General features: G+C 70.9%; 17 protein-coding genes. 10 read left to right on the forward strand and 7 right to left on the reverse strand.

Going from position 1 to position 22,690, the window contains the following annotated elements; genetic code table 11:
* Positions 1–872 precede the first annotated feature (872 nt).
* Both ACEZHJ_RS15515 and ACEZHJ_RS15520 read right to left on the reverse strand, forming a co-directional pair.
* A complete protein-coding gene (locus ACEZHJ_RS15515) occupies positions 873–4,799 on the reverse strand; it encodes a translocation/assembly module TamB domain-containing protein (RefSeq protein ID WP_375036675.1) in 3,927 nt (1,308 codons plus the stop codon).
* Positions 4,796–6,538 carry an autotransporter assembly complex family protein gene (locus ACEZHJ_RS15520; protein WP_051088161.1) on the reverse strand — a complete coding sequence of 581 codons (1,743 nt, stop codon included), beginning with the start codon at positions 6,536–6,538 and terminating at the stop codon, positions 4,796–4,798. The genes ACEZHJ_RS15515 and ACEZHJ_RS15520 overlap by 4 nt, the downstream gene beginning before the upstream one ends.
* Before the next feature lie 377 nt (positions 6,539–6,915).
* Here ACEZHJ_RS15520 and ACEZHJ_RS15525 point away from each other — a divergent pair, with 377 nt between their 5' ends.
* The 3 genes from ACEZHJ_RS15525 (at position 6,916) to ACEZHJ_RS15535 (ending at position 9,920) form a co-directional block, all read left to right on the forward strand.
* Positions 6,916–8,496: a carbon-nitrogen hydrolase family protein gene (locus tag ACEZHJ_RS15525; protein ID WP_018716328.1), complete on the forward strand. Its 1,581-nt coding sequence runs from the start codon at positions 6,916–6,918 to the stop codon at positions 8,494–8,496.
* A 146-nt stretch (positions 8,497–8,642) separates the two neighbouring features.
* The gene (locus tag ACEZHJ_RS15530) at positions 8,643–9,005 is read left to right on the forward strand and encodes a phasin family protein (RefSeq protein WP_163141775.1); all 363 of its coding nucleotides are present in this window, start codon (positions 8,643–8,645) and stop codon (positions 9,003–9,005) included.
* 201 nt (positions 9,006–9,206) lie between these two features.
* Positions 9,207–9,920, forward strand: coding sequence for a dienelactone hydrolase family protein (locus tag ACEZHJ_RS15535; protein WP_375036676.1), 714 nt, complete (start codon positions 9,207–9,209; stop codon positions 9,918–9,920).
* Between the two features lie 79 nt (positions 9,921–9,999).
* Here ACEZHJ_RS15535 and ACEZHJ_RS15540 read toward each other — a convergent pair whose 3' ends face one another.
* Entirely contained in the window at positions 10,000–11,439 is a 1,440-nt protein-coding gene (locus tag ACEZHJ_RS15540) for an NAD-dependent succinate-semialdehyde dehydrogenase (RefSeq protein WP_375036677.1), read from the reverse strand.
* A 199-nt stretch (positions 11,440–11,638) separates the two neighbouring features.
* Between ACEZHJ_RS15540 and ACEZHJ_RS15545 the strand changes: the two genes are divergently transcribed.
* Positions 11,639–12,850, forward strand: a complete 1,212-nt coding sequence (locus ACEZHJ_RS15545; RefSeq protein ID WP_018716332.1) for a pyridoxal phosphate-dependent aminotransferase — start codon at positions 11,639–11,641, stop codon at positions 12,848–12,850.
* Positions 12,851–13,272: 422 nt separating this feature from the next.
* Here ACEZHJ_RS15545 and ACEZHJ_RS15550 read toward each other — a convergent pair whose 3' ends face one another.
* The 3 genes from ACEZHJ_RS15550 to ACEZHJ_RS15560 form a co-directional block, all read right to left on the reverse strand.
* Positions 13,273–14,490 carry an MFS transporter gene (locus tag ACEZHJ_RS15550; protein ID WP_018716333.1) on the reverse strand — a complete coding sequence of 406 codons (1,218 nt, stop codon included), beginning with the start codon at positions 14,488–14,490 and terminating at the stop codon, positions 13,273–13,275.
* Positions 14,491–14,641: 151 nt separating this feature from the next.
* Positions 14,642–15,907, reverse strand: coding sequence for an aspartate aminotransferase family protein (locus tag ACEZHJ_RS15555; RefSeq protein WP_018716334.1), 1,266 nt, complete (start codon positions 15,905–15,907; stop codon positions 14,642–14,644).
* Positions 15,908–15,994: 87 nt separating this feature from the next.
* Complete coding sequence (locus ACEZHJ_RS15560) at positions 15,995–17,152, reverse strand: isocitrate/isopropylmalate dehydrogenase family protein (protein WP_018716335.1); 1,158 nt, start codon at positions 17,150–17,152, stop codon at positions 15,995–15,997.
* A gap of 142 nt (positions 17,153–17,294) precedes the next feature.
* Between ACEZHJ_RS15560 and ACEZHJ_RS15565 the strand changes: the two genes are divergently transcribed.
* From ACEZHJ_RS15565 to ACEZHJ_RS15590, 6 genes are all read left to right on the forward strand, one after another.
* Positions 17,295–17,672 (forward strand): phasin family protein, encoded by a 378-nt coding sequence (locus tag ACEZHJ_RS15565; protein ID WP_018716336.1) that lies wholly within the window; start codon positions 17,295–17,297, stop codon positions 17,670–17,672.
* Positions 17,673–17,845: 173 nt separating this feature from the next.
* Positions 17,846–19,057, forward strand: a complete 1,212-nt coding sequence (locus ACEZHJ_RS15570) for a sulfotransferase (protein ID WP_163140726.1) — start codon at positions 17,846–17,848, stop codon at positions 19,055–19,057.
* On the forward strand, positions 19,054–20,169 hold the full coding sequence (locus tag ACEZHJ_RS15575) for a glycosyltransferase (RefSeq protein WP_375036678.1): 1,116 nt from the start codon (positions 19,054–19,056) through the stop codon (positions 20,167–20,169). The genes ACEZHJ_RS15570 and ACEZHJ_RS15575 overlap by 4 nt, the downstream gene beginning before the upstream one ends.
* Positions 20,157–20,870: a polysaccharide deacetylase family protein gene (locus ACEZHJ_RS15580; protein ID WP_375036679.1), complete on the forward strand. Its 714-nt coding sequence runs from the start codon at positions 20,157–20,159 to the stop codon at positions 20,868–20,870. The genes ACEZHJ_RS15575 and ACEZHJ_RS15580 overlap by 13 nt, the downstream gene beginning before the upstream one ends.
* Before the next feature lie 46 nt (positions 20,871–20,916).
* The gene (sufT, locus tag ACEZHJ_RS15585; protein ID WP_163140722.1) at positions 20,917–21,468 is read left to right on the forward strand and encodes a putative Fe-S cluster assembly protein SufT; all 552 of its coding nucleotides are present in this window, start codon (positions 20,917–20,919) and stop codon (positions 21,466–21,468) included.
* An 81-nt stretch (positions 21,469–21,549) separates the two neighbouring features.
* Positions 21,550–21,831, forward strand: coding sequence for a hypothetical protein (locus ACEZHJ_RS15590; RefSeq protein WP_018716341.1), 282 nt, complete (start codon positions 21,550–21,552; stop codon positions 21,829–21,831).
* Between the two features lie 51 nt (positions 21,832–21,882).
* Here ACEZHJ_RS15590 and fnr read toward each other — a convergent pair whose 3' ends face one another.
* A complete protein-coding gene (fnr, locus tag ACEZHJ_RS15595) occupies positions 21,883–22,662 on the reverse strand; it encodes a fumarate/nitrate reduction transcriptional regulator Fnr (protein ID WP_375036680.1) in 780 nt (259 codons plus the stop codon).
* Positions 22,663–22,690: the final 28 nt, after the last annotated feature.

A 22,690-nucleotide genomic window follows, 5' to 3' on the forward strand; every position in this document is an offset into this window, starting at 1 on the left:
GTGTGCGATATCTCCATCCACGGGCCGGGCATCGGCCACCGGCGCGCGGCGGGCGAGCGTCGGCGGCGCCCGGCGGCCGACGTTCTCCGGTGTCGTGCGGGATGTCGGCTGCCCTGAGCAGCCGACCTACGCGGCCAACCGCGGCCCGATGCCGGTCTCTCCCGTCGCGACCGCGGGTGTCAGCGGCCGTGGGCCCGTAGCCTGGAGAGGGCGGTGGCCGGCGTGTAGGTATTCAGCGCGGGGCTGGCCGGTACGGCTGGACCTGGTTTGGCTGTGTTACACCCCCACGTTAGTTTTGGGATCCCTGTACCTCCCCCCCTACAGCAGGGGAACGGCCGTGCCATGGTACCGGGGCACGGGCGATGTCAAACGAGGTCGTGACCGGAGAGACCGGCATCGGGCCGCGGTTGGCCGCGTAGGTCGCCTGCTCAGGGCAGCCGACATCCCCGCACGACATCGGAGAACGCCGGGCGCCGCCAGCCCATGGGACAATGGCCGGGCTCGGCCGTACGCGTGGACCAGGCGCCGCAGGCGTTAAGACACCACCGGAGATGTCGGCTCCCAGGAGCAGCCGACCTACAAGCAGGGGAACGGCCGTGCCATGGTACCGGGGCACGGCCGATGTCAAACGAGGTCGTGACCGGAGAGACCGGCATCGGGCCGCGGTTGGCCGCGTAGGTCGGCTGCACAGGGCCGCCGACATCCCGCACGACACCGGAGAACGTCGGCCGCCGGGCGCCGCCGACGCTCGCCCGCCGCGCGCCGGTGGCCGATGCCCGGCCCGTGGATGGAGATATCGCACACGCTCGGCGGCCGGCACTTGAATAGCGGGCGAAGGCGTCACCCCCCCGGGCGATCCGGCCGGCACCCCCTCAGAAGTCGAAGGAATAGAACAGGTCGAGGGCGCTCTCCATACCGCTCACCGCCTCCAGGTAGAGCCGCTCGGTGAGCTGGTAGCGCAGGGTGAGGGTGTTCTCCGGGGAGAACACGCCGACGCCGTAGCGCACCAGCAGGTTCGGTGCCACGTAGCCGCTCACCGCCACCTGGGTGTCCTGGCCGCTGCCCGCGGTCTCCAGCTGAAAGTCCTCCACGCCGAGCTGACCGGCCAGCGAGCTGCCGATACCGCGCCCGCCCATCAGACCCAGCCCCAGCGCGGCCTGGGTCACGAGCTGGTTCTCGCCGGGCGTGCCGGCGCCGGGGCCGCGGCCGGTGATGAGGTACGACAGCGCATCCGCCTCCGGCATGGACGGCTCGGAGAACACGTTCGCCTGCAGCGCCGAGGGCGGGCCCGTTACCCGCAGCCCGGCGATGACCTCACCGGTGTCGCGCACCGCCTCCAGATCGATCTGCGGTTCGGTGATGGGGCCGGAGAAGATGAACCGCCCCTGGCGGATCTTCAGCCGCTGGCCGTAGCGCTCGAAGGTGCCGTCAACCAGGCTGATTTCCCCAAAGGCCTCGGCGCTGCTGGTGCCGATCTGGCGCAGTTGCAGCGCGCCCGCCAACGCGGTCTCGACGCCGAAGCCCTGGAAGCGGACATCATCGCCGAGCACGAGGTAGACGTTGGTCGAGAGCTTGAGGCCCTCCTCCCGCTTGGATTCCCCGCCCCCGTCCCCACGATTGACGATGACCACGTCGTCCGAGACCGCGACGGCGTTCTCGGGCAGCTCCTCCAGGGTGATCCGGCCCTGGGGCACTGTCAGCCGGCCGTTGACGCTGAGCGCACTGCCATCGTAGGTAATGGTCATGGCCGGGCTCACCCGTACCCGCACCAGCGGCGGATAGGCCACCTCCAGCCCCTCGCCGGAGACGGCGACGTTGGCGTGCAGCCCGTCGCCCCAGGAGATACTGCCACCGAGGCTGGCGCGGCCCTCGCCGCTCTTGAAGCCGCCGCTGAGGGTCGCACGGGTCCCCTGGATCCGGGCCGAGAGCGTCACCGCCTCCAGCGGGACCGGCAGGGACTGCACGGCGACCACACCGTCACGCAGGCGCACGGTGCCGTCGAAGGTGGGTGCGCGCAGCTGCCCCCCGAGGCTGCCGTCCACGGTCACGGTCCCCTCGAGGCGCCGCAGCTGCGGCAGGAAGGGCTGCACCAGTCCGAGACGGATACCGTCGATGCGCACGCGCCCGTCGAGGCCCGGCTCCGCCGCCCGCGGATCCGTTGACGCCTGGATATTCACCGAGCCGAGCTGCTCGGCGGTGAGCGCCAGCTCCAGCCGCGCACCGTCGTCGTCCAGGCCGGCATCCACCGTCAGCGAACGGTAGTCCAGCGTCACCGGCTCGTCGGTCTCGCTCCGCGCGGCGGTGATGCTGCCCTCACCGGTACGCGCGCTGACCTCCACACGGGGCAGGCCGCTGCCCTGCCAGCGCACGCGGGCGTCCGCGTTCAGGGTGGCGGACCACGCCAGCCCTTCCGGCAGCCACGGCTTGAGTACCGCAAGGGGGAGGTCGCCGATGCGCAGGTCGGCTCGGGCACCACCGGCACCGGCGACCAGCGGTTCGGTCAGGCACAGCCGGCCCTGATCCCTTCGCCAGCAGTGGGCGTCCACGTGGAGCTCGCCGGGACCGGCGCGCCAACGCAGCGCCGGCCGGTCGACGAGCGTCCAGCGCTCCGGGCCGGCACTGACGGTCGCCTCGGTCAGGGTGCCGTCCCAGTCGCCGCTGTCGGCGGCCAGCCCGCCGTCGAGCCGCAGCGAGCCGGTGACCGGCCCGCCGCCTTCCACGTTCACCACCAGCTGGTGCTGTGCCCGTGTGCCGTCCAGGGCGGCGGTGACGTCGCCGAGCTCCTGCCCGTCCCGGGCGACGCCGCCGGCGGACACGCGCAGGCGGCTGGCGCGGGTCATGAGCGCCGCGACACTGCCCTCCACGGCGAGACGGTCCACGCGGATGTCCTGATAGGCGATACCGGTGCCGTCCAGCGAGGCGCTCACGTCCGGCGCGGTCATCGCGCCGCCGACGCGGACGTCGCCGTTCAGCGTGCCGGCCACCCCTGGCCAGAGGGCGGCCAGCTCGGGCAGATCGAGCCGTGCCCGGGCGTCCCAGCGGCCGTCCGCCAGGCCGCCGTCGACGGCAATCTCGTCCGGACCACTGCGCAGACGCAGGCCGTCGAAGCGCCAGCCGGCACCCGGGGCACGGGCGAGGTGGCCGCGGAGCGAGACCGGGTAGCCGCGCAGCCGGCCCTCCACGCCGGGGATCGCCAGGACAACGCTCAGATCGCCGCCGCGCAGCGCGCCGGTGGTCGCGACCCGGCCGCCGAGACGCCCATCCAGCCCCGACCGGTACTGCCCGGGGTCCAGGTCCTCGGCGGTTAGCGCCGCCTGCCACTCGAGCCCGCTCCGCCAGTCCACGAGCCCCTTCGCGGAGACGCTGCCGCCGAGCAGCGCCGCGTCCAGCCGCTCGATACGCGCCGAGCCGGTGTCTCCGTCGGCGGTCAGCGCCAGACGCTTCACGGGGACCGGCAGGGGTACGGTGGCGTCGCCGGCGATACCGTCGACCTCGATCCGTGCCTGCCAGTCCAGACCGTCCCCCCAGGCCACCCCGCCGTCCCCGGAGACGGTACCGCCAAGCACCTGGCCGGTGAGCGTCCGGATCGCCGCATGGGCGGTGTCGCCCTCCGCGGCGAGCCGCCACTGCCCCTGCGGAATGCCCGGCCCCCCGATTCCGGCGTCAAGGCCGAGCGACCAGCCCTTGAGACCACCGTCCGCCTGCAGGTCCACACCGCCGGCACGCACGGTCGGCTCGCCGGTAAGCGGCCAGGCCAGGGCCTCGGCCCGCAGCCGCAGTCGTGACGGCAGCCCCGGCGTGAACAGTGCGGTGTGCGCCTCTAGACGGGCGCTCACCGGCCCGCCCGCATCGGCGGTGACATCGAGGTCCGCGAGAGAGCCGCCGGCGGTGAGCTTCAGCGTCTGATCCCCGCCGCCGGGATAACGGCCGCTGTGGGCATTCAGGGTCAGCTGTATCGGCCAGTCGCCACCGAGCCCGACCTTCCCGTGGGCGTCTAGCTCCGCCGCCGGCGCGCGCAGCGACAGCGCGTCCAGGCGGATCCGCTCGGTGGAGAGGGCACCGGCAATATGCAGCCGCGACAGGGTGTACGCCGCCTCGCCGCGATGGATCGTCGCGTCGCGCAGAGTGACGCCGGCGAGCTCGACGATCAGCGGCAGCGGCACCGCGTCAGGGAGGGACAGCCGGAAGTCCTCCGGCGGGAACGCCATGTCCGCCCCGCCCGCCGACGTCCCGCCGCCGTCGCCCCCGTCCGCCGGCGGGGCCGGAAGGTCGATCTGCAGCCCGTCCAGGGTCGTCTCGTCCATCGAAAGCCGGTTGCCCGCGGCGTCCGCCGCCGTGGTCAGCGAGGCGAGCCGCAGCCGGCGCTCGTCCACGCGTACCTGGGTGTCGTCCAGGACGACGCGGGAGACGGCGATGCGCACCGGCAGGGCGAAGCCGCCGTCTCCCGGCTGCGCCGTCGGCTGCCCTGCCGGCAGCTCGCCGGTATCGACGGCCACGTCGAGTCCGCGGGTAGCCAGCCGGTCCACGCAGACCGTGCCGTCCATCAGGCAGCCGGGCTGCCAGCGCAGGACCACCGCGTCGGCGGCCACGGACACGCCGGGCATGTCGTAGCGCAGGCGATTGAGGCTCACACCGCGCCACAGGCTGCCGTCGACGACCTCGGCGCTGAAGCCGGGCACGAAGCGCTCGGCAAGCGCGACGGCCTGGCGGGCGCCGGTGGTCGTACCGGCCAGCCAGGCCAGGCCGAGCACAGCGAGCACCAGCACGCCGAGGACTGCGAGGAGGATGCGCCGGATCACAGCGGCGGCCCCAGCGAGATGTGGATACGGAACGGCGGGTTCGGTTCGCTCACGCCCCAGGCGAAGTCCAGCCGCACCGGGCCCACCGGCGAGAGCCAGCGGATGCCGAAACCGCTGCCCACCTTGAAGTCCGTGCCCGGCTCGTCGAAGGCGTTGCCGGCATCGGTGAACACCGCCGCCCGCCAGGACTCGGCGAAGCGATAGCCGTACTCGATGCTGCCGGTGGCGAGGTAGCGCCCGCCGAGCAGGTCGCCGTCGTCGTCCTCCGGGGACAGGGTGTTGTAGCCGTAGCCGCGCACACTGTTGTCACCGCCGGCAAAGAAGCGCAGCGACGAGGGGATGCGCTCGAAGTTGGAGGTGGCGATGGCGCCGAGGTCGGCGCGCACACTGATCTGGTGGCGCTCGAAATAGGTCCGCAGCCACTTCATGCCCACCAGCCCCCGGGCCATGGAGACGTCGGAACCCACGCCCTTCTGGGCGACCTCGATGCTGTAGCTCTGGCGGTCGCCCCAGTAGGGATCGACGCCGCCGCGGGAGCGGGTACGCGAGAAGCTCAGGCCCGGCATGAGCAGGGTCGTCGTCGCCTCCTGGTCCGCCTGGGTGAAGTCCTCGTGGAGCAGGCGCAGGGACTGCACCCGCTCCCAGCCGGAATCGAAGTGCTGGCGACGGCGCACGGCGAGCGTGGCCCGGCTGCTCCGGGTGTCCTCTATGTCCTCGCGCTGGAGTCCGGCCTGGAGCTGGAGCTCGTCGTTGAGCGGGTCGCGCAACGGGATGGTGTAGTTCCCCGAGAGGTTCTGACGCACCGCGGAGACGCGCAGCTCCGCGCCGGCGGTATGGCCCGAGGCGTTGACCCAGTGGCGCTGCCAGTTGATCCGCGCCCGCGGCCCCTCATCGGTGGAGAAACCGGCACCGAAGCCGAGCGTGTTGGGCTCGCGGGCGGTGGCGTTGACGGTGACGGGCACGGCGCCACCGGGCTCGGCGGCGTCGCGCTCGGGGGAGACCTGGACGTCACCGAAATAGCCGCTGTCGAGCAGGTTGCGGTTGAGCGCGGCGACGCGTTCCGCAGCGTAGGGGGCGCCGGTGTCAAAGGGCACCAGACGCCGCAGGAGCTCGTCGTTGAACGGCAGATCGCCCTGGAAGGTCACCTCCCCGAGCTCGTAGCGCGGGCCGGTGTCGTAGACCAGGGTGATGTCGGCAGTGCGCTGTTCCGTGTCCACGGCGATGCGGTGCTCGCCGAAGCCGCCGTCGAAGTAGCCGTTCAACAGTGCGGTGTTGCGCAGGCGGGTCTTGGCGGTCTCGTAGGCCCCGTGGTCGAGGGCGTCACCCTCGGCGAGGGGCAGGCTGGCAATCACCGTGTCGAAGAGCCTGGTACCCGCGCCCTCGCCGGTGACGCGCACGTCCAGCTTACGGATATGCACCGGCTCGCCGGGATCGATGCGGAAGGTCACGCGCCAGCCATCGTCCGCAGCGGCGACGTCCGTCTCGATGCCGGCGTTGTAGTAGCCCACCGCCTCGAGGGCACGGCGCACGGCATCCACGGTATGGCGGGCGTAGGCACGGGCCTCGCGTTCACTGCCCACCTCGGGCGGCTCGCCGAGGTAGGCCATGACGTTCTGCCGCGCCCGCCCTTCCGGCGCATCCACGTCCAGGTGCAGCGACGCCGCCGGCACGCCCTGGACCCAGAGCGCGAGCACCAGTGCCAGCCCGCAGCCGGCTTGAGAGATCGAGGATCGCGTCATTCGAGTTATTGCTAATCGTCTCAGAGGTCGTGTCACGCGTCAGCCGGACTGTGCATCGATGGGGCAAGGCACGAGCCGCACGGTGGTGCCAGACTACATGAGCGGTGGGCAACGCTGCCCTACCGCAACGCAGTCCGGCCCGGAGGGAGTGCGGGAGCGGTCCGGCGGCGGCATCGCACCTGCCTGACGTGAGCCCCGCCACGCCGGCGCGAACGCGCTCTGCCCCCGAACCGCCGCGGTGCCCTGACACGCGACAATCCCTCTGGGAAGATCGCTCCCCGGTCCCGTCACTGCATCGCCGATCGCGCTCGGGGACGGCCCACCGGATCGGCATGATATTCTCCCATGTCGGACCTACGGCAAGCGAAGAAATTCCGATGCGTGCAAGCGACGACCAAGGCAACGAGCGGGACGGCGAGGAGCACCGCCTGCGCCTGCGGAACCTGCGGCTGTCCGACTACCCGGACGTCAAGCACATCATGGACCGCGTCTACAACACCCTCGGCGGGGCATGGTCGCGCAAGCAGTTCGCCGCCCAGGTGAACCGCTTCCCGGAGGGACAGATCTGCATCGAGGACAACGGCCGTGTAGCCGCGGCGGTGATCTCGATGATCGTCGACTACGACCGCTTCGGCGACAAGCACACCTATGAGGAGATCACCGGCAACGGTTTCCTCACCAACCACGACCCCAACGGCGACGTCCTCTACGGCGTGGACGTCTTCGTCGACCCGGACTACCGCGAGATGCGCCTCGGCCGGCGCCTCTACGACGCGCGCAAGGAGCTCTGCCGCAGCCTCAACCTCCGCGCCATCGTCGCTGGCGGGCGCATCCCGGGCTACCGCGAGCACGCCGGGGAGATGACGCCCGAGGAGTACATCGAGCTGGTCAAGCGCCGGGAGATCTACGACCCGATCCTCTCGTTCCAGCTCGCCAACGACTTCCACGTGCGCCGTGTGATCACCGGCTACATGCCGGAGGACCGCGACTCCCACGCCTACGCGACCCTGGTGCAGTGGGACAACATCTTCTACGAGGCCGAGCGCAGTCCGCTGATCGGCGGGCGCAAGTCGCTGGTGCGCGTTGGCACGGTGCAGTGGCAGATGCGCCGGGTGAAGACGTTCGACGACCTGATGACGAACATCGAGTTCTTCGTCGACGCCATGGCCGGCTACAACAGCGACTTCATCCTCTTCCCGGAGTTCTTCAACGCGCCGCTGCTCGCGCAGTTCAACCAGGACGAGCCCGCCGAGGCCATGCGCCGGCTCGCGCAGTACACCGAGGAGATCGTCGAGGCGATGTCCCGGCTGGCGGTGAGCTACAACATCAACATCATCGCCGGCTCCATGCCGTTGTACGATGAAGACGAGAGCGTGCTCTACAACGTCGCCTACCTGTGCCGGCGCGACGGCACCACGGACAGCCAGTACAAGCTCCACGCCACTCCGGACGAGCGCTTCTACTGGGGCGTCCAGGGCGGCGATGCCCTGCGCATCTTCGACACCGACGCCGGGCGTATCGGCATCCTAGTCTGCTACGACGTGGAGTTCCCGGAGCTCGGCCGGCTGCTCGCCGACCAGGGCATGCAGATCCTCTTCGTGCCGTTCTGGACCGACACCAAGAACGCCTACCTGCGGGTGCGCCGCTGCGCCCAGGCACGTGCCATCGAGAACGAGTGCTACGTCGCCATCACCGGCAGCGTGGGCAACCTCCCCAAGGTCGAGAACATCGAGATCCAGTACTCGCAGACCGCGGTGTTCTCGCCCTCGGACTTCGCCTTCCCCCACGACGGGATCGTGGCGGAGTCGACGCCCAACACGGAGATGACCCTGATCACCGATCTCGACATGGACCGGCTGATCCAGCTGCGTGCCGAGGGCTCGGTACGCAACACCCGCGACCGGCGCCTCGATCTCTTCCGCGTCGAGTGGCTGGACCAGTCCGGGGACTCGGACTAGCGGGGCATCCCCGGCTCCGCGGCACGAACCGGTAGAACGGGGGACCCGCCGGGCGGCCCACCGGGCAGCCGAACGGCGGTTCCCTTCCGGCCCGGCCGGCGCTATACGTTGTGGCTCCCCCCTCAGCCATGACTCGGAGCAACCCCATGGAGACCGGACCCGAAACCCCGTCAATGCCGCGCCCCGACTGGAGCGCGATGCTCACCCCGCAACGCGAGCTCATGGAGGCCTGGCTCGGCTTCGCCGAGCAGCTCACCCGGCTGCACATGGATACCATGCGCCGGTGCATGGAGCTGGCGCTGGAGGAGACGCGCTGCATGATGGCGGTACACGACGAGCGCTCGCTGCAGGACTACTGGCAGCACCAGCGCGGCTTCCTCGAGGAGCTCGACACCACCATCGGCCAGGAGCTCCAGGGCGTGCGCAGCCTCGGCGAGCGCCTCGCCCGCGAGGTCACCCATACGGCTCCCGCCGGCGAGGGCGAGACCCGCGCCAACGACGCCGCCTGAACACGCCGGAGCCCCCCGGCGGTGAGACCGCACGGGCCGGCGGGCCTCCCCCGCCGGCCTTCCCGTGGTCCCCGCACTGACCGCGGCGGCCATCGTTGTCTGCCCCGCCCTACCCCGCCTACGATTAGCCGACGAATCAACGCTGCGTTCGCGGCCCGTGCCCCCATTTGCACGGGAAACCACTGCCACCACGGAGGAGCCATGCCACTGCAAGCCGTCGACACCCGGTGGATCGATATCGCCAGCCACGACGACCGGACCTTCAGGGGATACCTGGCACTGCCGCCGGCGGGCCGGGGTCCCGGCATCGTCCTGATCCAGGAGATCTTCGGCGTCAATCACCATATCCGCAGCGTCGCCGAGCAGTACGCGCTGGACGGCTATGTGGTGCTCGCCCCGGACGTATTCTGGCGCCAGTCGCCCGGCGTGGAGCTCGCCTACGAGGGAGACGACATGGAGACCGCCTTCCGGCTGGTCGGCGAGATCGACTTCTCGGTCGCGGTGAAGGACCTGGCCAGCACCGTCCGGGCGCTACGCCGGCGACCCGAGTGCGACGGCAGCGTCGCCTCGCTCGGCTATTGCATGGGGGGCATCCTGTCCTATCTGGCTGGTATCGAGTCCGGTGCGGACCGGGTCGTGAGCTTTTACCCGGGGGGCATCCACCGGCACCTCGACAAGGCCGCCCGTCTCACCGTGCCGGCGCAGTTCCACTTCGCCGGCAACGATGGGCACATCACCGACGCCCACGTCGACGAGGCCCGCCGGGCCTTCTTCGGCCGCGGCGACGTCGGGATCCACGTCTACGACGGGGCCGATCACGGCTTCAACTGCTGGGCGCGGAGTGCGTATCACCGGCACGCGGCGGCGCTGTCCCACGGCCGGGTGCTGACCTTCCTGGAGGGCGGCAGCCCCTAGGCCACCGCGGCGGGCCCGACGGCCCGGGCGAGAGCGGCCGGCGGGCGCTGCCCGCCGGCCATGAGGGGATCGGGCCGGATCAGTCCGCCTCGGGGACGGTCTGCGTCTCCACGAACTCGAACAGCCCCTCGATACCGCCCTCGCGGCCGTAGCCGGACTGCTTCATACCGCCGAACGGCGCCTCCGGCGTCGGGCCGGTGCCGGAGTTCAGCGCGGCGTGGGCGAAATTCAGGCGCTCGATCACCCGGTGGCCTCGCTCGCGGTCGCCGGTAAAGATGTAGGACGCGAGGCCGTACTCGGTGTCGTTGGCCGCGGCGACCACCTCGTCATCGTCACGGAAGGTGATCATCGGCACCAGCGGCCCGAACGTTTCCTCGACGGTGCACAGCGCGCCGGCGGGCACGTCCAGCAGCACGGTGGGCGCGTAGAAAGTGCCCGGCAGGCCGGAGACATCCAGCTCGGCGACCTTTTTCGCGCCCTTGTTGAGCGCGTCCTGAACGTGGCGGCTGACCTTGTCGACGGCGTTCTCGTCGATGAGCGGGCCGATGGTCGTGCCCTCGGCGAGCCCGTCGCCCACGCGCAGGCCCCTCACACGCTCGGCAACCTTTTCCGCGAATGCCTCGGCGACGCGCTCGTGGACGAACACGCGGTTGGCACAGACGCAGGTCTGGCCGCCGCCGCGGAACTTGTTGCCCATGAGGTTATCGGCGGCGGCGTCCAGGTCGGCATCGTCGAACACCAGGAACGGCGCGTTGCCGCCGAGCTCCAGGGTCAGGCGCTTGATCCCGGGCGCGGCCTTCTCGATGAGCTCGCGGCCCACCTCGGTGGAGCCGGTGAACGAGAACACCCGCACCGACGGGTGCTTGAGCAGGGTGTCGGAGATCGTGCCCGCCGAGCCCATCACCAGGTTCACCTTGCCCGCGGGCAGGTCCAGCTCCCGGTCGAGCAGGGTGAACAGCGCGATCATGGTCAGCGGCGTCTTCGACGACGGCTTGATCACGCTCGCGCAATCCGCCGCCAGCGCCGAGGAGAGCTTCTTGGCGATCATGCCGATGGGGAAGTTCCAGGGCGTACTCAGCGCCACGACCCCCGCCGGACGCTGATGGACCGTCCAGGTGCAGTTCTTGGGGTGCTCGTCGATGGTGCGCGGGCGCAGCTCGTCGATGTGCTCGCCGCAGTAGCGGAAGAAGCCCGCAGCGTAGTCCACCTCGCCCTGGGCCTCGGCCAGCGGCTTGCCGTGCTCCATGGTCAGGATGCGGCCGATCTCCTCGCGGTTGGCACGCAGCACCTCGTCGATCTTCAGCAGCCATTCCCGGCGCTTCTCGAAGCTCGCCCGCTGCGCCAGCGCCCCCTCGGCGGCACGCACCGCATCGAGGGTGTCGTTCTCGCCCATGCCCGGGAACTCCGCCAGGGTCTCTGCGTTGGCGGGGTTGGTCACGGTGATCGGGCGCGACTTGCCGTCGGTCCACTGACCGTTGATGTAGCCCGCGATACGGGGCAGTAACGGCGATTCGATCATGGTTTTGCTCCCTGGGTGGATGCCCGCGCGCACCGGCCGTGCACACGGGTGTATCTGGGCACTGACAGCGACAGTACTCACCGCCCGTCAGGCGCGTCAACATGCGCGTTGTGCGCATCGGAAAAGACCTATTGACCCCCCGTGTGAGGGGGGTCTAACGTCGAAGCGTTAAACCAACACAACAGGGGAGACGAGGCCGATGGTCAATCCGGTGGAGATGGACCAGTACGAGCACACCGCGGCACCGATGTTCAGCCCGGCGCTGCAGGCGATTCCCATGCCGGGTATCCGCCGGATGATCAATATGGCCGCGCAGATGGATGACGTCATCCATCTGTCCATCGGCCAGCCGGATTTCCCGACGCCCAAGCACATCGTCGACTCGTACGTGGACGCCCTGCGCGCAGGCCAGACCGGCTACACCCTCGACGCCGGCCTGCCGGAGCTGCTCACCGCGCTCAAGGACTACTACAGCGAGCGCTACGACCGCGAGCTGGTGGAGGAAAACTTCCTGGTTACCACCGGCGCCACCGAGGCCATGTACCTCGCGCTCACCGCCACCGCGGCGCCGGGACGGCAGTTCATCGTCGCCGACCCGACCTTCGTGCTCTATGCGCCGCTGATCCGGATGAACGGCGGCGAGGTGAAGATCATCCCCACGCGTGCCGAGAACGGCCACCAGATCGATCCCCAGGAGGTCATCGACGCGATCGGCTCGCGCACCTTCGCGATCGTGCTCAACTCCCCCAACAACCCCACCGGGACGGTCTACCCCAAGGAGACCGTCGAGGCGATCGTGCAGGAAGCGGCCTACCGCGGCGTATACGTGTTCGCCGACGAGGTCTATGACCACCTGCTGCTCGACGAGATGGACTTCCCGAGCGTGATCTCGTGCACCTCGGACCTCGATCACGTCATGTCCATCTCCAGCTTCTCCAAGACCTACAGCATGGCAGGGCTGCGCATCGGCTGGATCATCTCCAGCCAGGGCGCGATCAAGAAGCTGCGGCGCTACCACATGTTCACCACCACCGTGGCCAACACCCCGGCGCAGTGGGCGGGCGTGACGGCACTGACCGGCGACCAGAGCTGCGTGAACGAGATGGTGGCCGAGTACCGCCGCCGGCGCGACCGCGTGGTGGAGCTCGTCAACCAGACCCCGTATCTCAGCGGTTACGTGCCCCAGGGCGGGTTCTACATCTTCCCGTCGCTGCCCCCGCACACCGACGGCGGCCAGCTCGCGCTGCGCATGCTCGAGGAAATCGGGGTGTGCGTGATCCCCGGGGACGCCTTCGGCGAGACCACCTCCAACGCCATCCGCATCAGCTACTCCAACTCGATGGAGCAGATCGAGGAGGCGTTCGAGCGCATGATCCCCTGGCTCGCCGATCAGAAGCTCGGCCCGCGGTAATCGGGCTCATCAACGCCCGGCGGCACCGACCGCCGGGCGTCGTTACGACAGCCGGACAGCGCGTAGGTCGTGCGCCGCAGGCGTGCGACGTGCAGCCCCAGTCAGCGAAGACGTCGCACACGGCCCGTGGCCGTGCCCGACCTACCGCCCCGGGACCACCGGTAGGTCGGCTGCTCCTGGCAGCCGACATCAGCGCCAGCCGCCCGGCACAGTCGACCCGCCGGCGGGGACATCCCGCACGGCTACCTCCCCGGCATTCCGGTGTCACCACCACGGCTGTCGGTTGCCGGGAGCAACCGAGCTACCCGAGCGGCGAGACCACCGCCCACCACGCACCACCCGGCCCCCTACCGTCCGCCGGCGTGCACCACGACTGCCGGTCCGGCACGCCCTGAAGGTCGGTTGCTCCTGGCAGCCGACGATCACCGCCGGCCCGCGTGCACCGCGACGGCAGCGAGGAGCGAGGCGGCCACGACCCACGCGAGCAGGCCAGCGACCACATCCGTCATCGCCAGCCCGGCATCCAGCAGCATGCCCACGACCCCCGGCGCCAGCGCCGTCGAGAGCACCATGAACGACTGGATCAGCGCCCGGATCGCACCCAGGTGGCGGGTGCCGTAGAGCTCGACCCACAGCGCGCCGAGCAGCGTGCCGCCGACACCCATGCTGAGCCCGGCGCAGGCGAGGTACAGCGGCGCCCCCCAGAGCGCGTCCACGCCGATGAGCACCAGCAGTGCCACCGCCAGCGGCGCGAGATAGACCGGCAGCAGCCGCTGGCCACCGGCGCGGTCGACCAGGGGACCGGCGACCAGCAGCGAGAGCACGTGGCACGAGCCGAAGGCGAGGAAGCTGCTCGCCAGCCAGGCCAGCGGCCAGCCCTTCTCCGAGGCCAGGGGCACCTGGTGGATGAACAGAGCGGTCATGGTGAAGGGGGGCGCCAGCACCGCGGGCAGAACGCCGTAGAAGCGCGGGTCGCGCAGCATCTGCCGGCGGCTCCAGTCGCCGTCGCTGCCGGCGGCCGCGCGTTCGCGCTCCACTGCCTCCTGGGCCTCCTGACGGCGGCCGTGTCCCCGCAGCAGCCACATCGCCAGGGGCAGCACCACGGCGAGCAGCAGCAGCGCCATCGCCAGCCACGTCTGCCGCCAGCCCAGCACGGCGATCGCCGCGACCACCACCGCCGGGAACACCGCCTCGCCGGTGGGCAGCCCCAGCGTGGCGACGCTGATCGCCGTACCGCGGCGCTCGTGGAAATAGCGCGCCATGGTGGTCTGCGCGGTGTGCATCATCAGACCCTGTCCGCACAGGCGCAGCAGTAGCAGCGCGACGCCGAGGACGAGCACGTGGTTCACCCCCGCCATCAGCAGGCAGCCCAGGGCCGCCCCCACGAGCACGGCGGCGGAGAACACGCGCAGGTCCACCCGGTCGAGCAGCCGGCCGAGCCAGATCAGGCTGAAGCCGCTGATCAGCGTGGCGGTGGAGTAGACACCGCCGAAACCGCCGTTGCTGAGATTCAGGGTCTCGCGGATCTGGCCGCCGAACAGCGAGATGAGGTAGGTCTGGCCGTAGCCCGAGAGCACGGCCAGGAGGAAACCGAAGCCGAGAAAGCGGCGATTCTCGAGAATGAAGCGCAGGTAGTCCACGTCCGGGCCATTCGCTCCGTATGGGGTGGGTGAGGTCCGCGACCGCGCCGCGGACCACTCGGCCCACACCGGGACGGCGGGGGCCGCAACGAGAAGAGGGGCGTCGGCCCGCAGGCCGGCGCCCCTCCGGTGGCAGGGACGCTGCCCGTCGCTAGCGCGTCGCCTCCAGTGCCGCCTCGAACTGGTCCGCCGCCCAGTCGATCTGCTCGGCATCGACGATCAGCGGCGGCACCCAGCGCACGACCTGACCGCCCCAGGCACCGCACTTGATCAGCAGCAGCCCGCGCCGCTCGCACTCCTTGAGCAGCCGCGCCGAGCGGTCACCATCCGGCCGGCCCTGTCCGTCCACCATGTGGGTGCCGAGCATCAGGCCCATGCCGCTGACGTTGCCGATCTCCGGATAGCGGGTCTTGAGCTCCTCGAGCCGGGCCCGGAGCTGGGCGCCGCGCTCGCGGGCGTTCTCCACCAGGCCCTCCTCGCGGATGACGTCCAGGGTGGCGCTCGCCGCCGCACAGGCCACGGCGTTGCCGCCGTAGGTGCCGCCCTGGGAGCCCATCCAGCCCTTGGCCATCAGCGCGTCCGACGCGCCCATCACCGACAGCGGGAAGCCGCTGGCGATGCCCTTGGCGGTCACCACGACGTCCGGCTCGATGCCGAAGTGCTCGAACGCCCAGTACTTGCCGGTACGGCCGTTGCCCGCCTGGACCTCGTCGAGGATGAACAGGATGCCGTGCTCCCGGCAGCGCTCTTGGAGCCCCTTCATGAAGGTGGTATTCGCGGGGACGTACCCGGCCTCGCCCTGCACGGGCTCGATCAGCATCGCCGCCGTTTCCTTCGGCACGCTGATGGTCTGCAGGACGTAGTCCAGCTCCTTGAGGCAGAACTGGGCCGCGGTTTCCTCGTCCCAGCCGTACCAGTAGGTGTCGGGGAACGGTGCAAACGCGACCCCGCCCATCATCGGCTGCACGCCCTGGCGCACGGGCGAGCTCGAGCTCGTCGTCGACAGCGAGCCCATGGTGCGGCCGTGGAAGCAGCCCCGGAAGGCGATGATGTTCGGCCGCCCCGTCGCCTGGCGCGCGAGACGGATAGAGGCCTCGACCGCCTCGGTGCCGGCGTTGGCGTAGAAGAAGCTGTCGATCGCCCCGGGCATCAGCTCGCCGAGCTTCTCGGAGAGCTCCAGGATCGGCCGGTGGCGGACGATGGCGTACTGCGCATGGACCACCCGGCCGATCTGGCGCTGGGCCGCCTCCACCACCTTGGGGTGGCAGTGGCCGGTGCTGAGCACGCCGATGCCGGAGGTGAAGTCGAGGTAGCGCTCGCCACTCTCGTCGTAGAGATACACCCCCTCGCCGCGCTCGGCGAGGACACCGCTGGACTGCTTGAGCAGCGGCGAGAGATGGCCTTCGTGTTCGCTCATTGATGCCTCCTCACTGCCTGCCGGCGCCCGTCCGGGGCCGGTCGTTGACCACGATCTCCCGACACTACGCCGGGCGGTTACGCGCTTTCAATCCAGGCGCGCAAGCACCGCCGCACCGACCTCGTCGGTGGGACGCACCCGCGTGCCGTGCTCGGCGAGGTCCGCCGCGACCGCTGCGCGCAGCCGCCGGCCCGCCTCCTCCGCCGCCGGGTCCTCCTCGCCCATCCAGTCCAGCATCATCGCGGCGGTGAGCATCATCGCCTGCGGGCCCGCGAGGTTGCGCCCGGCGATGTCCGGTCCGCTGCCGTGGGTGGGCTCGAACATCGGCGGCTGGCTCCGGTCCGACGGGTTGATGTTGCACGACGGCGCCACCCCCATGCCGCCGGAGAGCACCGCGGCGAGGTCCGTGAGGATATCGCCCTGGAGGTTGCTCGCGACCACCACGTCGAAGGCCCAGGGGCTGGTGACGAACTTCATGCACGCAGCGTCGACGAGCTCGTGGTGGGTGGCGATGTCGGGATAGTCGGCGGCGACCGTCTCGAACACCTCCGAATAGAGCTCACCCCAGTGGCGCAGCGCGTTGCGCTTGGTCACCAGGCACACCTGGGCCCGCGCGTCGCTGCCGTCGGCGGCGGTGAAATGACGCTCGCCGCGCTTGCCCTCGGCCCGTTCGGCGGCGCGCAGCCGCGCGCGCTCGAAGGCGTGGCGGATGATCCGCTCGGTCCCCCGGCGCGAGAAGACCTCCACCTGGGTGGCGATCTCGTGGGCGGTGCCCGGCGCAAGACGTCCGCCCTGGCCAACGTACTCGCCCTCGCTGTTCTCGCGGATCACGAGCATGTCGATGTCGCGGGCCCGCTCGTCGGCGAGGAACTGTGGCGCGCCGTCGAGCAGGGTCGCCGGGCGCTCGCACGCCCACTGGTCGAAGCCCTTGCGGATATCGAGCAGCGGCGACAGCGAGACGGCGTCCGGCAGCCAGTAGCGCTGTGGATCGTCACGCGGACCGGGATCGCCGAGGGCGCCGAGGAGGATCGCATCGAAACGCGCCAGGCGCTCACGCCAGTCGGCCGGCCAGAGCTCGCCGTGATCCCGGTGCCAGGCGGTGGAGGGCCAGTCGAACCGCTCCATCTGGAGATCGACGCCGCCGGAACCGGCAAGGCGCTCCAGCGCCGTCACGGTCTCCCGCATCACCTCGGGGCCGATGCCGTCGCCGGGGAGCACGGCCACACGCCAGGACGATCGCGCCATCTCGGGCCTCCTTCGCATGAAAGTAGATGGACCGCGTAACGATACCAGACCCCGGCCGACGAGCGGCGCCCAACGGATGTTGCGATGCACAAAAACCACTGCTATGTTGCACTGCAACAGCAACGGACAGTGGGAGGCTCCCATGTACGAGCAGATGATCAAGCAGATGTTCGACCAGATGAACGAGGCGGGCGAGCCGGCCCGGCGCTTCGCGAAGACGGCGATCGACCACGCCGAGAAGGCCGCCAGCCGCCAGATCGAGTCCGCGCGGACCTATGTCGGCCTCGGCGTCGAGCAGCTCCGGGCGGCCAGCGCGGTGCACGACGCCGCCAGCCTGCAGGACTACGTCGGTCGTCAGCAGGATATCGCGTCGCGCTTCGGCCGCCGCGTGACCGACGACCTCGAGGCCTTCGCCGGCATGGGCCGCGCGCTGGCCGAGTCCGCCGGCGGCTCCGCCCGTCGGACCCGGACGCGTCGCGGCAAGAGCACGACGGGTCAGGGCAAGTCCGCCGCGGCCTGAGGCGGACAATCGGCCCTGTGGCCGATTGGCGCAACCAGGCTCTCTCCCCTCCTTCGCCCCGTGCATCCCGCGGGGCGATTCTTTGTCCGCGCCCCGCATCGTCATCGAATCGTCACCGCTGCGTCATACAACGTGATGGCGCGAGGCGGCACCGGCGCGCATGCTTGCCGGCGATGATCCGGCCCGACACCAACCCCACCCTGTGGCTGATGCGCCGCGCGCTGCGCCGCTACGCCACCCTCGTGGCCACGAGCCTGCGGCCCGGCGCGATCGTGCGCCCCCGCCCGCGGCACCTGCTCACCCGCGGCGCCCTGCTGCTGGCGTTTCCGCCATTCTGGCTCTATCACACCGTCGGGCTGGCCCTCGACGAGGTCCTGTTCCGCGGCTACCGGCGCACGCCGGTGACGTCGCCGGTGTTCATCCTCGGCGTGCCGCGCAGCGGCACCACTGCGCTGCACGCGGCCCTCGCCGAGGACGGCCAGTTCACCACCTTCCGGGCCTGGGAATGCGTGTTCGGGGTGTCGGTGACGTGGTGCCGCTTCTGGGCGGCGGTGGGCCGCCTGGACCGCGGCCTCGGCGCACCGCTGGTACGGCTGCGCCGGCTGGCCGAGCGCCGGCTGTTCGCCGGACTGGACGACACCCATCCGGTACGCGCGGACGCACCGGAGGAGGACTACCTGGTACTGCTGCCGGTGCTGTGGTGCTTCGTGCTGGTGGTGCCGTTCCCGGATGCCGGCTGGCTGTGGCGCTTCGCGGCCTTCGGGGAGGCCCTGGACCGGGACGAACGCGCGGCGCTCGGCGGCTTCTACCGGGACTGTCTGCGCCGCCACCTCCATGCCCGGGGTGACGGCCGGCGGCTGCTGTCGAAGAACGCCGCCTTCGCGCCCCTGACCGACACGCTGCTCACGCTGTTCCCGGACGCCCGTATCATCGCCTGCGTGCGCGAGCCGGCCCGGGCCCTGTCCTCCCAGCTCAGCTGCCTGGAGCCGTCGCTGCGCGTCTGCCACGGCGATTACGACTCCGGGGCGTTCAACGCCCGGCTGGCGGCCCGTTTCGCCGGCTACTACGATCACCTGTTCGCGGCGCTGGGCCGTACCGCGCCCGGCACGGCGGTGTTCCTGCCGCTGCCCGCCCAGCGCACGCGGCTGGCGGCGAGTGTACACCGGATCTACACGATCCTGTCCCTGCCGCTGGCACCGGCGTTCGAGGCCCGCCTCGACGCGCTGGACGGACAGGCACGCACCCACTGCTCCCGCCACCGGCACGACGCCGGTGACGGCGACGCGTTCACGGCCACGCTCTCACCCGCGGCACGACGGTTCGACTACACGGCGACCGTCCCGATCCCCGCGCACGAGCTGACCGATCGCCGGAGAACGGCATGAGCGCGGTGCCCGTTACCGCCGCGCGGCCGCGCGTGGCCGTGGTCACCGACGCCGGTGCCGGGCGCAACGGCGTCGGCACCTACTACCAGGACCTCAGCGACGCCCTCGCCCCGCACCTCGATACGATCACCACCATCGGCCCGGACACCGGTAACGGTCTGCGCGAGTGGCTGTCGGTGCCACTGCCCGGCGACCGCTCCCAGCGGGTCGGCGTCCCCGATCCGAGGGCCCTCGCCCGGCGCCTCGCGGAGATCGCGCCGGAGACCGTGGTGATCGCCACGCCCGGCCCCTACGGTCTCCTCGGCGCCCGCGCCGCCCGCCGGCTCGGCGCCCGGGTGGTGTTCGGCATGCATACCCATTATGCCGCCCTGGGACGACTCTACTGGGGGGCGCTCCGCGGCACGGCGGGGCGGCTGGGCCTGCGTGCCTGCAACCGCCACCTGCTGCGCCGCGCCGATGCGGTCATGGCGGTCTCGGAGGGGATGCGGACACTGGCGGCGGCCGACGGCGCGCCGGCCGTGCGGGTGACGGGCACCCCCCTCGGCCCGCCGTTCCTGAACAGGCCCGTCCGGCCAGCGAGTGGCCGGCTCGAGGCCGTGCTCTTCGTCGGCCGCCTGGCCGCGGAGAAATCGCTGCCCGAGGTGCTGGCGGCGGCCCGTGCACTGCCGGGCATCCGGTTTTCCATCGCCGGCGAGGGACCGCTTCGCACCCGGGTGGAGGCCGACGCCGCGGCCCTCCCCAACCTCGACTACCTCGGCTGGCTCCCGCGCGAGGCGGTGGCCGCCGCACTGGACGACCACGACGCGCTCGCCCTGCCATCACGGCTCGAGGCCTTCGGCACCGTTGCCCTGGAGGCCCTCGCCCGGGAGCGCCCGGCGGTGGTCTCCGCCGGCTGCGGCATTCGCGACCGCGCCGAGCTCGCCCCCGGTCTCCACCCTATCGCTGAGCATGAGGACCTGACGGCCGCCCTGCGACGACTCGACGGCATGGCGCCGGCCGTGCTCCGCCACCGCACCCGGGAGGCCCGGGCGGCGGTCTCGCGACTGCAGGCGCAGACGGTGGCGGACTGGCTGGCCGTGATCGCCCCGGGAGCGGGCCCGTGCGGGCCGTAGTCTCGATCCACGACGTGATGCCGGAGACCCTGGCGCCGGTGCGCGAGCAGCTCAGCCTGCTGGCGCACCACGACATCGCCCCGGTGACCCTGCTGGTCGTGCCGGGGCGTGACTGGCCCCCCGACGGGCTCGCCCGGCTTCGCGAATGGCGCGCACGCGGACACGTCCTCGCCGGCCACGGCTGGCACCACCGCGCCACGGCTGTCCGGGGCTGCTATCACCGCCTGCACGCCGCGGCGCTCTCGCGCCAGGCCGCCGAGCACCTGGCCCTGGACGCCGCGGGGATACGTGCGCTGGTCCGCCGCTGCCGCACGTGGTTCGCGGACAACGACCTCGGCCGCCCGGCCCTGTACGTCCCGCCGGCCTGGGCCCTGGGCCCGATCCGTCCCACGGGGCTCGCCGACCTCGGTTTCCGCTACCTGGAGACCCTCACCGCCGTGCATGATCTGCGCACCGGTCGGCGGCGGCGGCTACCGGTCATCGGTTTCGAGGCGGATACGCCCGCGCGGGCGGCGGCGCTGGGCACCCTGGACGCCGTGTTCGGCCGCTGGCCGGGACCGGTGCGCATCGCGCTGCACCCGCGGGATCACCGTCTGCGCCTGCGCGGGACTCTGCTGCGACGGCTCGCCGCGGTACGCGACCCCCTGGACTACGACGGACTGATGGCCGGAGCGGATTCTGCATACCCGCACGCTGGGTGATAGAATTCCGACCAAACCAGTCCAGTTTCAGGTAGCGGAGGCCGTCATGCAGGCGCAACCCAACGAACCCGTGGTCTTCGAGCGCGACTGCGACGCCGCGCTGATCCCCTCCGGCGACACCGGCGTGATCCCGAAGGGTGCCGAGGGCATGATCACCCAGGCCCTCGGCGGCAGCTACACCGTCTACATCCAGGGCAACCTCTTCCGTATCGACGGCAAGGACGCGGACGCCATCGGCAAGGAGCCGGAGGCGGCCCCCGAGCTGCCGGACGACGCCTCGGACGCGGACGTCGAGCAGCTCGTCTGGGACCAGATGCGACGCTGCTACGACCCCGAGATCCCGATCAATATCGTCGAGCTCGGCCTCGTCTACACCTGCCAGGTGTCGCGCCGCGACGACGGCAGCCGCTCGGTGGCCATCGAGATGACGCTCACCGCCCCCGGCTGCGGCATGGGCGACATCCTCGCCTACGACGTACGCGAAAAGGTCCTGCAGGTGCCCACCGTGGAGGACGTGTCCGTGGAGATCGTGTTCGACCCGCCCTGGTCCTTCGAGATGATGTCCGAGGCCGCTCGTCTGCAAACGGGGATGATGTGATCGCCGACACGGAACCCAGGCGCCGATGGGGTTGTCCTTGCAGGCGGGGCGGGTGACGACGCAAGGGGAGGAGCGCAGGCAATGAAACGCACAGTGATCAGTGCCCTCGTCACCATGGCACTGCTGGCCGGGGTGGCCGGCATGTCGGGGCTTGAAGGTCTGGACGCCCGCATCGCCCAGCTGCGGGAGAACTGGGTCGCCGCCCAGGCGACACCGAACGAGGAGGTCAAGGAAGCGAAGATCTCCCGGCTCAACCGGGAAACGGCGAAGCTCGTGGCCCGCTTCCCGGATAACGAGACGGTGCTGCACTGGCACCGGGCCCTCGTGCACGCCGAGCGCCACTACATGCGCGGCGAGACCTGAACGCAGGCAGGGCGGGTGCCGCGGCGCCCGCCCGGCACCCGGGACCTGTACTCACCCCCTGCCGGAGCGCACGTCCCGATCAGGCGCCTCGTTGCGGGACTGCCCGGCAAGATGCCGGAGCGTGCGCACGTCCTCCAGCGACAGCTCTTTGCCGTGACTGGCGATCCAGCCCCGCTCCTGGAAGCGGCGGAACAACCGGCTCATGGTCTCCGGCGCCACACCCAGATAGTTGCTGAGCTCGGAACGCGACATCGGCAGCCGGAACCGCCACGGTGACAGGCCGCGGCGCGCGAACCGCTTGGACAGGCTCAGCAGCACGATGGCGAGCCGCTCCTCGGCGCTGCGGTTGGCCAGCGCATGGAGCATCTCATGATCCGAGAAGATCTCCTTGCTCATCAGCCGCAGGAGCTGGCGCTGCAGGCCCGGGATACGCGTCGACAATGCCTCCAGACGCTCGAACGGCACCTCGCAGACCGTGGTGGTCTCCAGCGCCTGGGCACCACAGGGGTGGCTGCCCTCGTTGATGGCGTCGAGCCCCACCACCTCGCCGGGTAGGTGGAAGCCCATGATCTGCTCCTCGCCGCTCTCGGAGAGCGTGTACGTCTTCAACGCGCCGGTGCGCACGACGTAGATCGCGCCGAAACCGTCGCCGGTTCGGTAGAGGTGCTCGTGACGCTTGATGGGCCGGCGTGGCTGCACGATCTGGTCGAGCCGGTCGACGTCCTCGGTCTCAAGGCTCACCGGCAGGCACAGCTGCACGAGCCCGCAATCGTTGCAGGCACTGCGCAGCCGCGCCACCCGGAACTCGCCGGGGTTGGGCTGGTCGCTCATGTCGCACCCTGGGTGAGTGGCAGTCCTT

The organism is Arhodomonas sp. KWT2 (assembly GCF_041949875.1).
Taxonomy (GTDB): domain Bacteria; phylum Pseudomonadota; class Gammaproteobacteria; order Nitrococcales; family Nitrococcaceae; genus Arhodomonas; species Arhodomonas aquaeolei.

What these genes read in the sequence shown, in the direction of transcription:
- ACEZHJ_RS15520 (WP_051088161.1), bottom strand. Translation starts at nt 6,538, where the DNA reads ATGACGCGATCCTCGATCTCTCAAGCCGGCTGCGGGCTGGCACTGGTG.
- ACEZHJ_RS15525 (WP_018716328.1), top strand. Translation starts at nt 6,916, where the DNA reads ATGCGTGCAAGCGACGACCAAGGCAACGAGCGGGACGGCGAGGAGCAC.
- ACEZHJ_RS15530 (WP_163141775.1), top strand. Translation starts at nt 8,643, where the DNA reads ATGGAGACCGGACCCGAAACCCCGTCAATGCCGCGCCCCGACTGGAGC.
- ACEZHJ_RS15535 (WP_375036676.1), top strand. Translation starts at nt 9,207, where the DNA reads ATGCCACTGCAAGCCGTCGACACCCGGTGGATCGATATCGCCAGCCAC.
- ACEZHJ_RS15540 (WP_375036677.1), bottom strand. Translation starts at nt 11,439, where the DNA reads ATGATCGAATCGCCGTTACTGCCCCGTATCGCGGGCTACATCAACGGT.
- ACEZHJ_RS15545 (WP_018716332.1), top strand. Translation starts at nt 11,639, where the DNA reads ATGGTCAATCCGGTGGAGATGGACCAGTACGAGCACACCGCGGCACCG.
- ACEZHJ_RS15555 (WP_018716334.1), bottom strand. Translation starts at nt 15,907, where the DNA reads ATGAGCGAACACGAAGGCCATCTCTCGCCGCTGCTCAAGCAGTCCAGC.
- ACEZHJ_RS15560 (WP_018716335.1), bottom strand. Translation starts at nt 17,152, where the DNA reads ATGGCGCGATCGTCCTGGCGTGTGGCCGTGCTCCCCGGCGACGGCATC.
- ACEZHJ_RS15565 (WP_018716336.1), top strand. Translation starts at nt 17,295, where the DNA reads ATGTACGAGCAGATGATCAAGCAGATGTTCGACCAGATGAACGAGGCG.
- ACEZHJ_RS15570 (WP_163140726.1), top strand. Translation starts at nt 17,846, where the DNA reads ATGATCCGGCCCGACACCAACCCCACCCTGTGGCTGATGCGCCGCGCG.
- ACEZHJ_RS15575 (WP_375036678.1), top strand. Translation starts at nt 19,054, where the DNA reads ATGAGCGCGGTGCCCGTTACCGCCGCGCGGCCGCGCGTGGCCGTGGTC.
- sufT (WP_163140722.1), top strand. Translation starts at nt 20,917, where the DNA reads ATGCAGGCGCAACCCAACGAACCCGTGGTCTTCGAGCGCGACTGCGAC.
- ACEZHJ_RS15590 (WP_018716341.1), top strand. Translation starts at nt 21,550, where the DNA reads ATGAAACGCACAGTGATCAGTGCCCTCGTCACCATGGCACTGCTGGCC.
- fnr (WP_375036680.1), bottom strand. Translation starts at nt 22,662, where the DNA reads ATGAGCGACCAGCCCAACCCCGGCGAGTTCCGGGTGGCGCGGCTGCGC.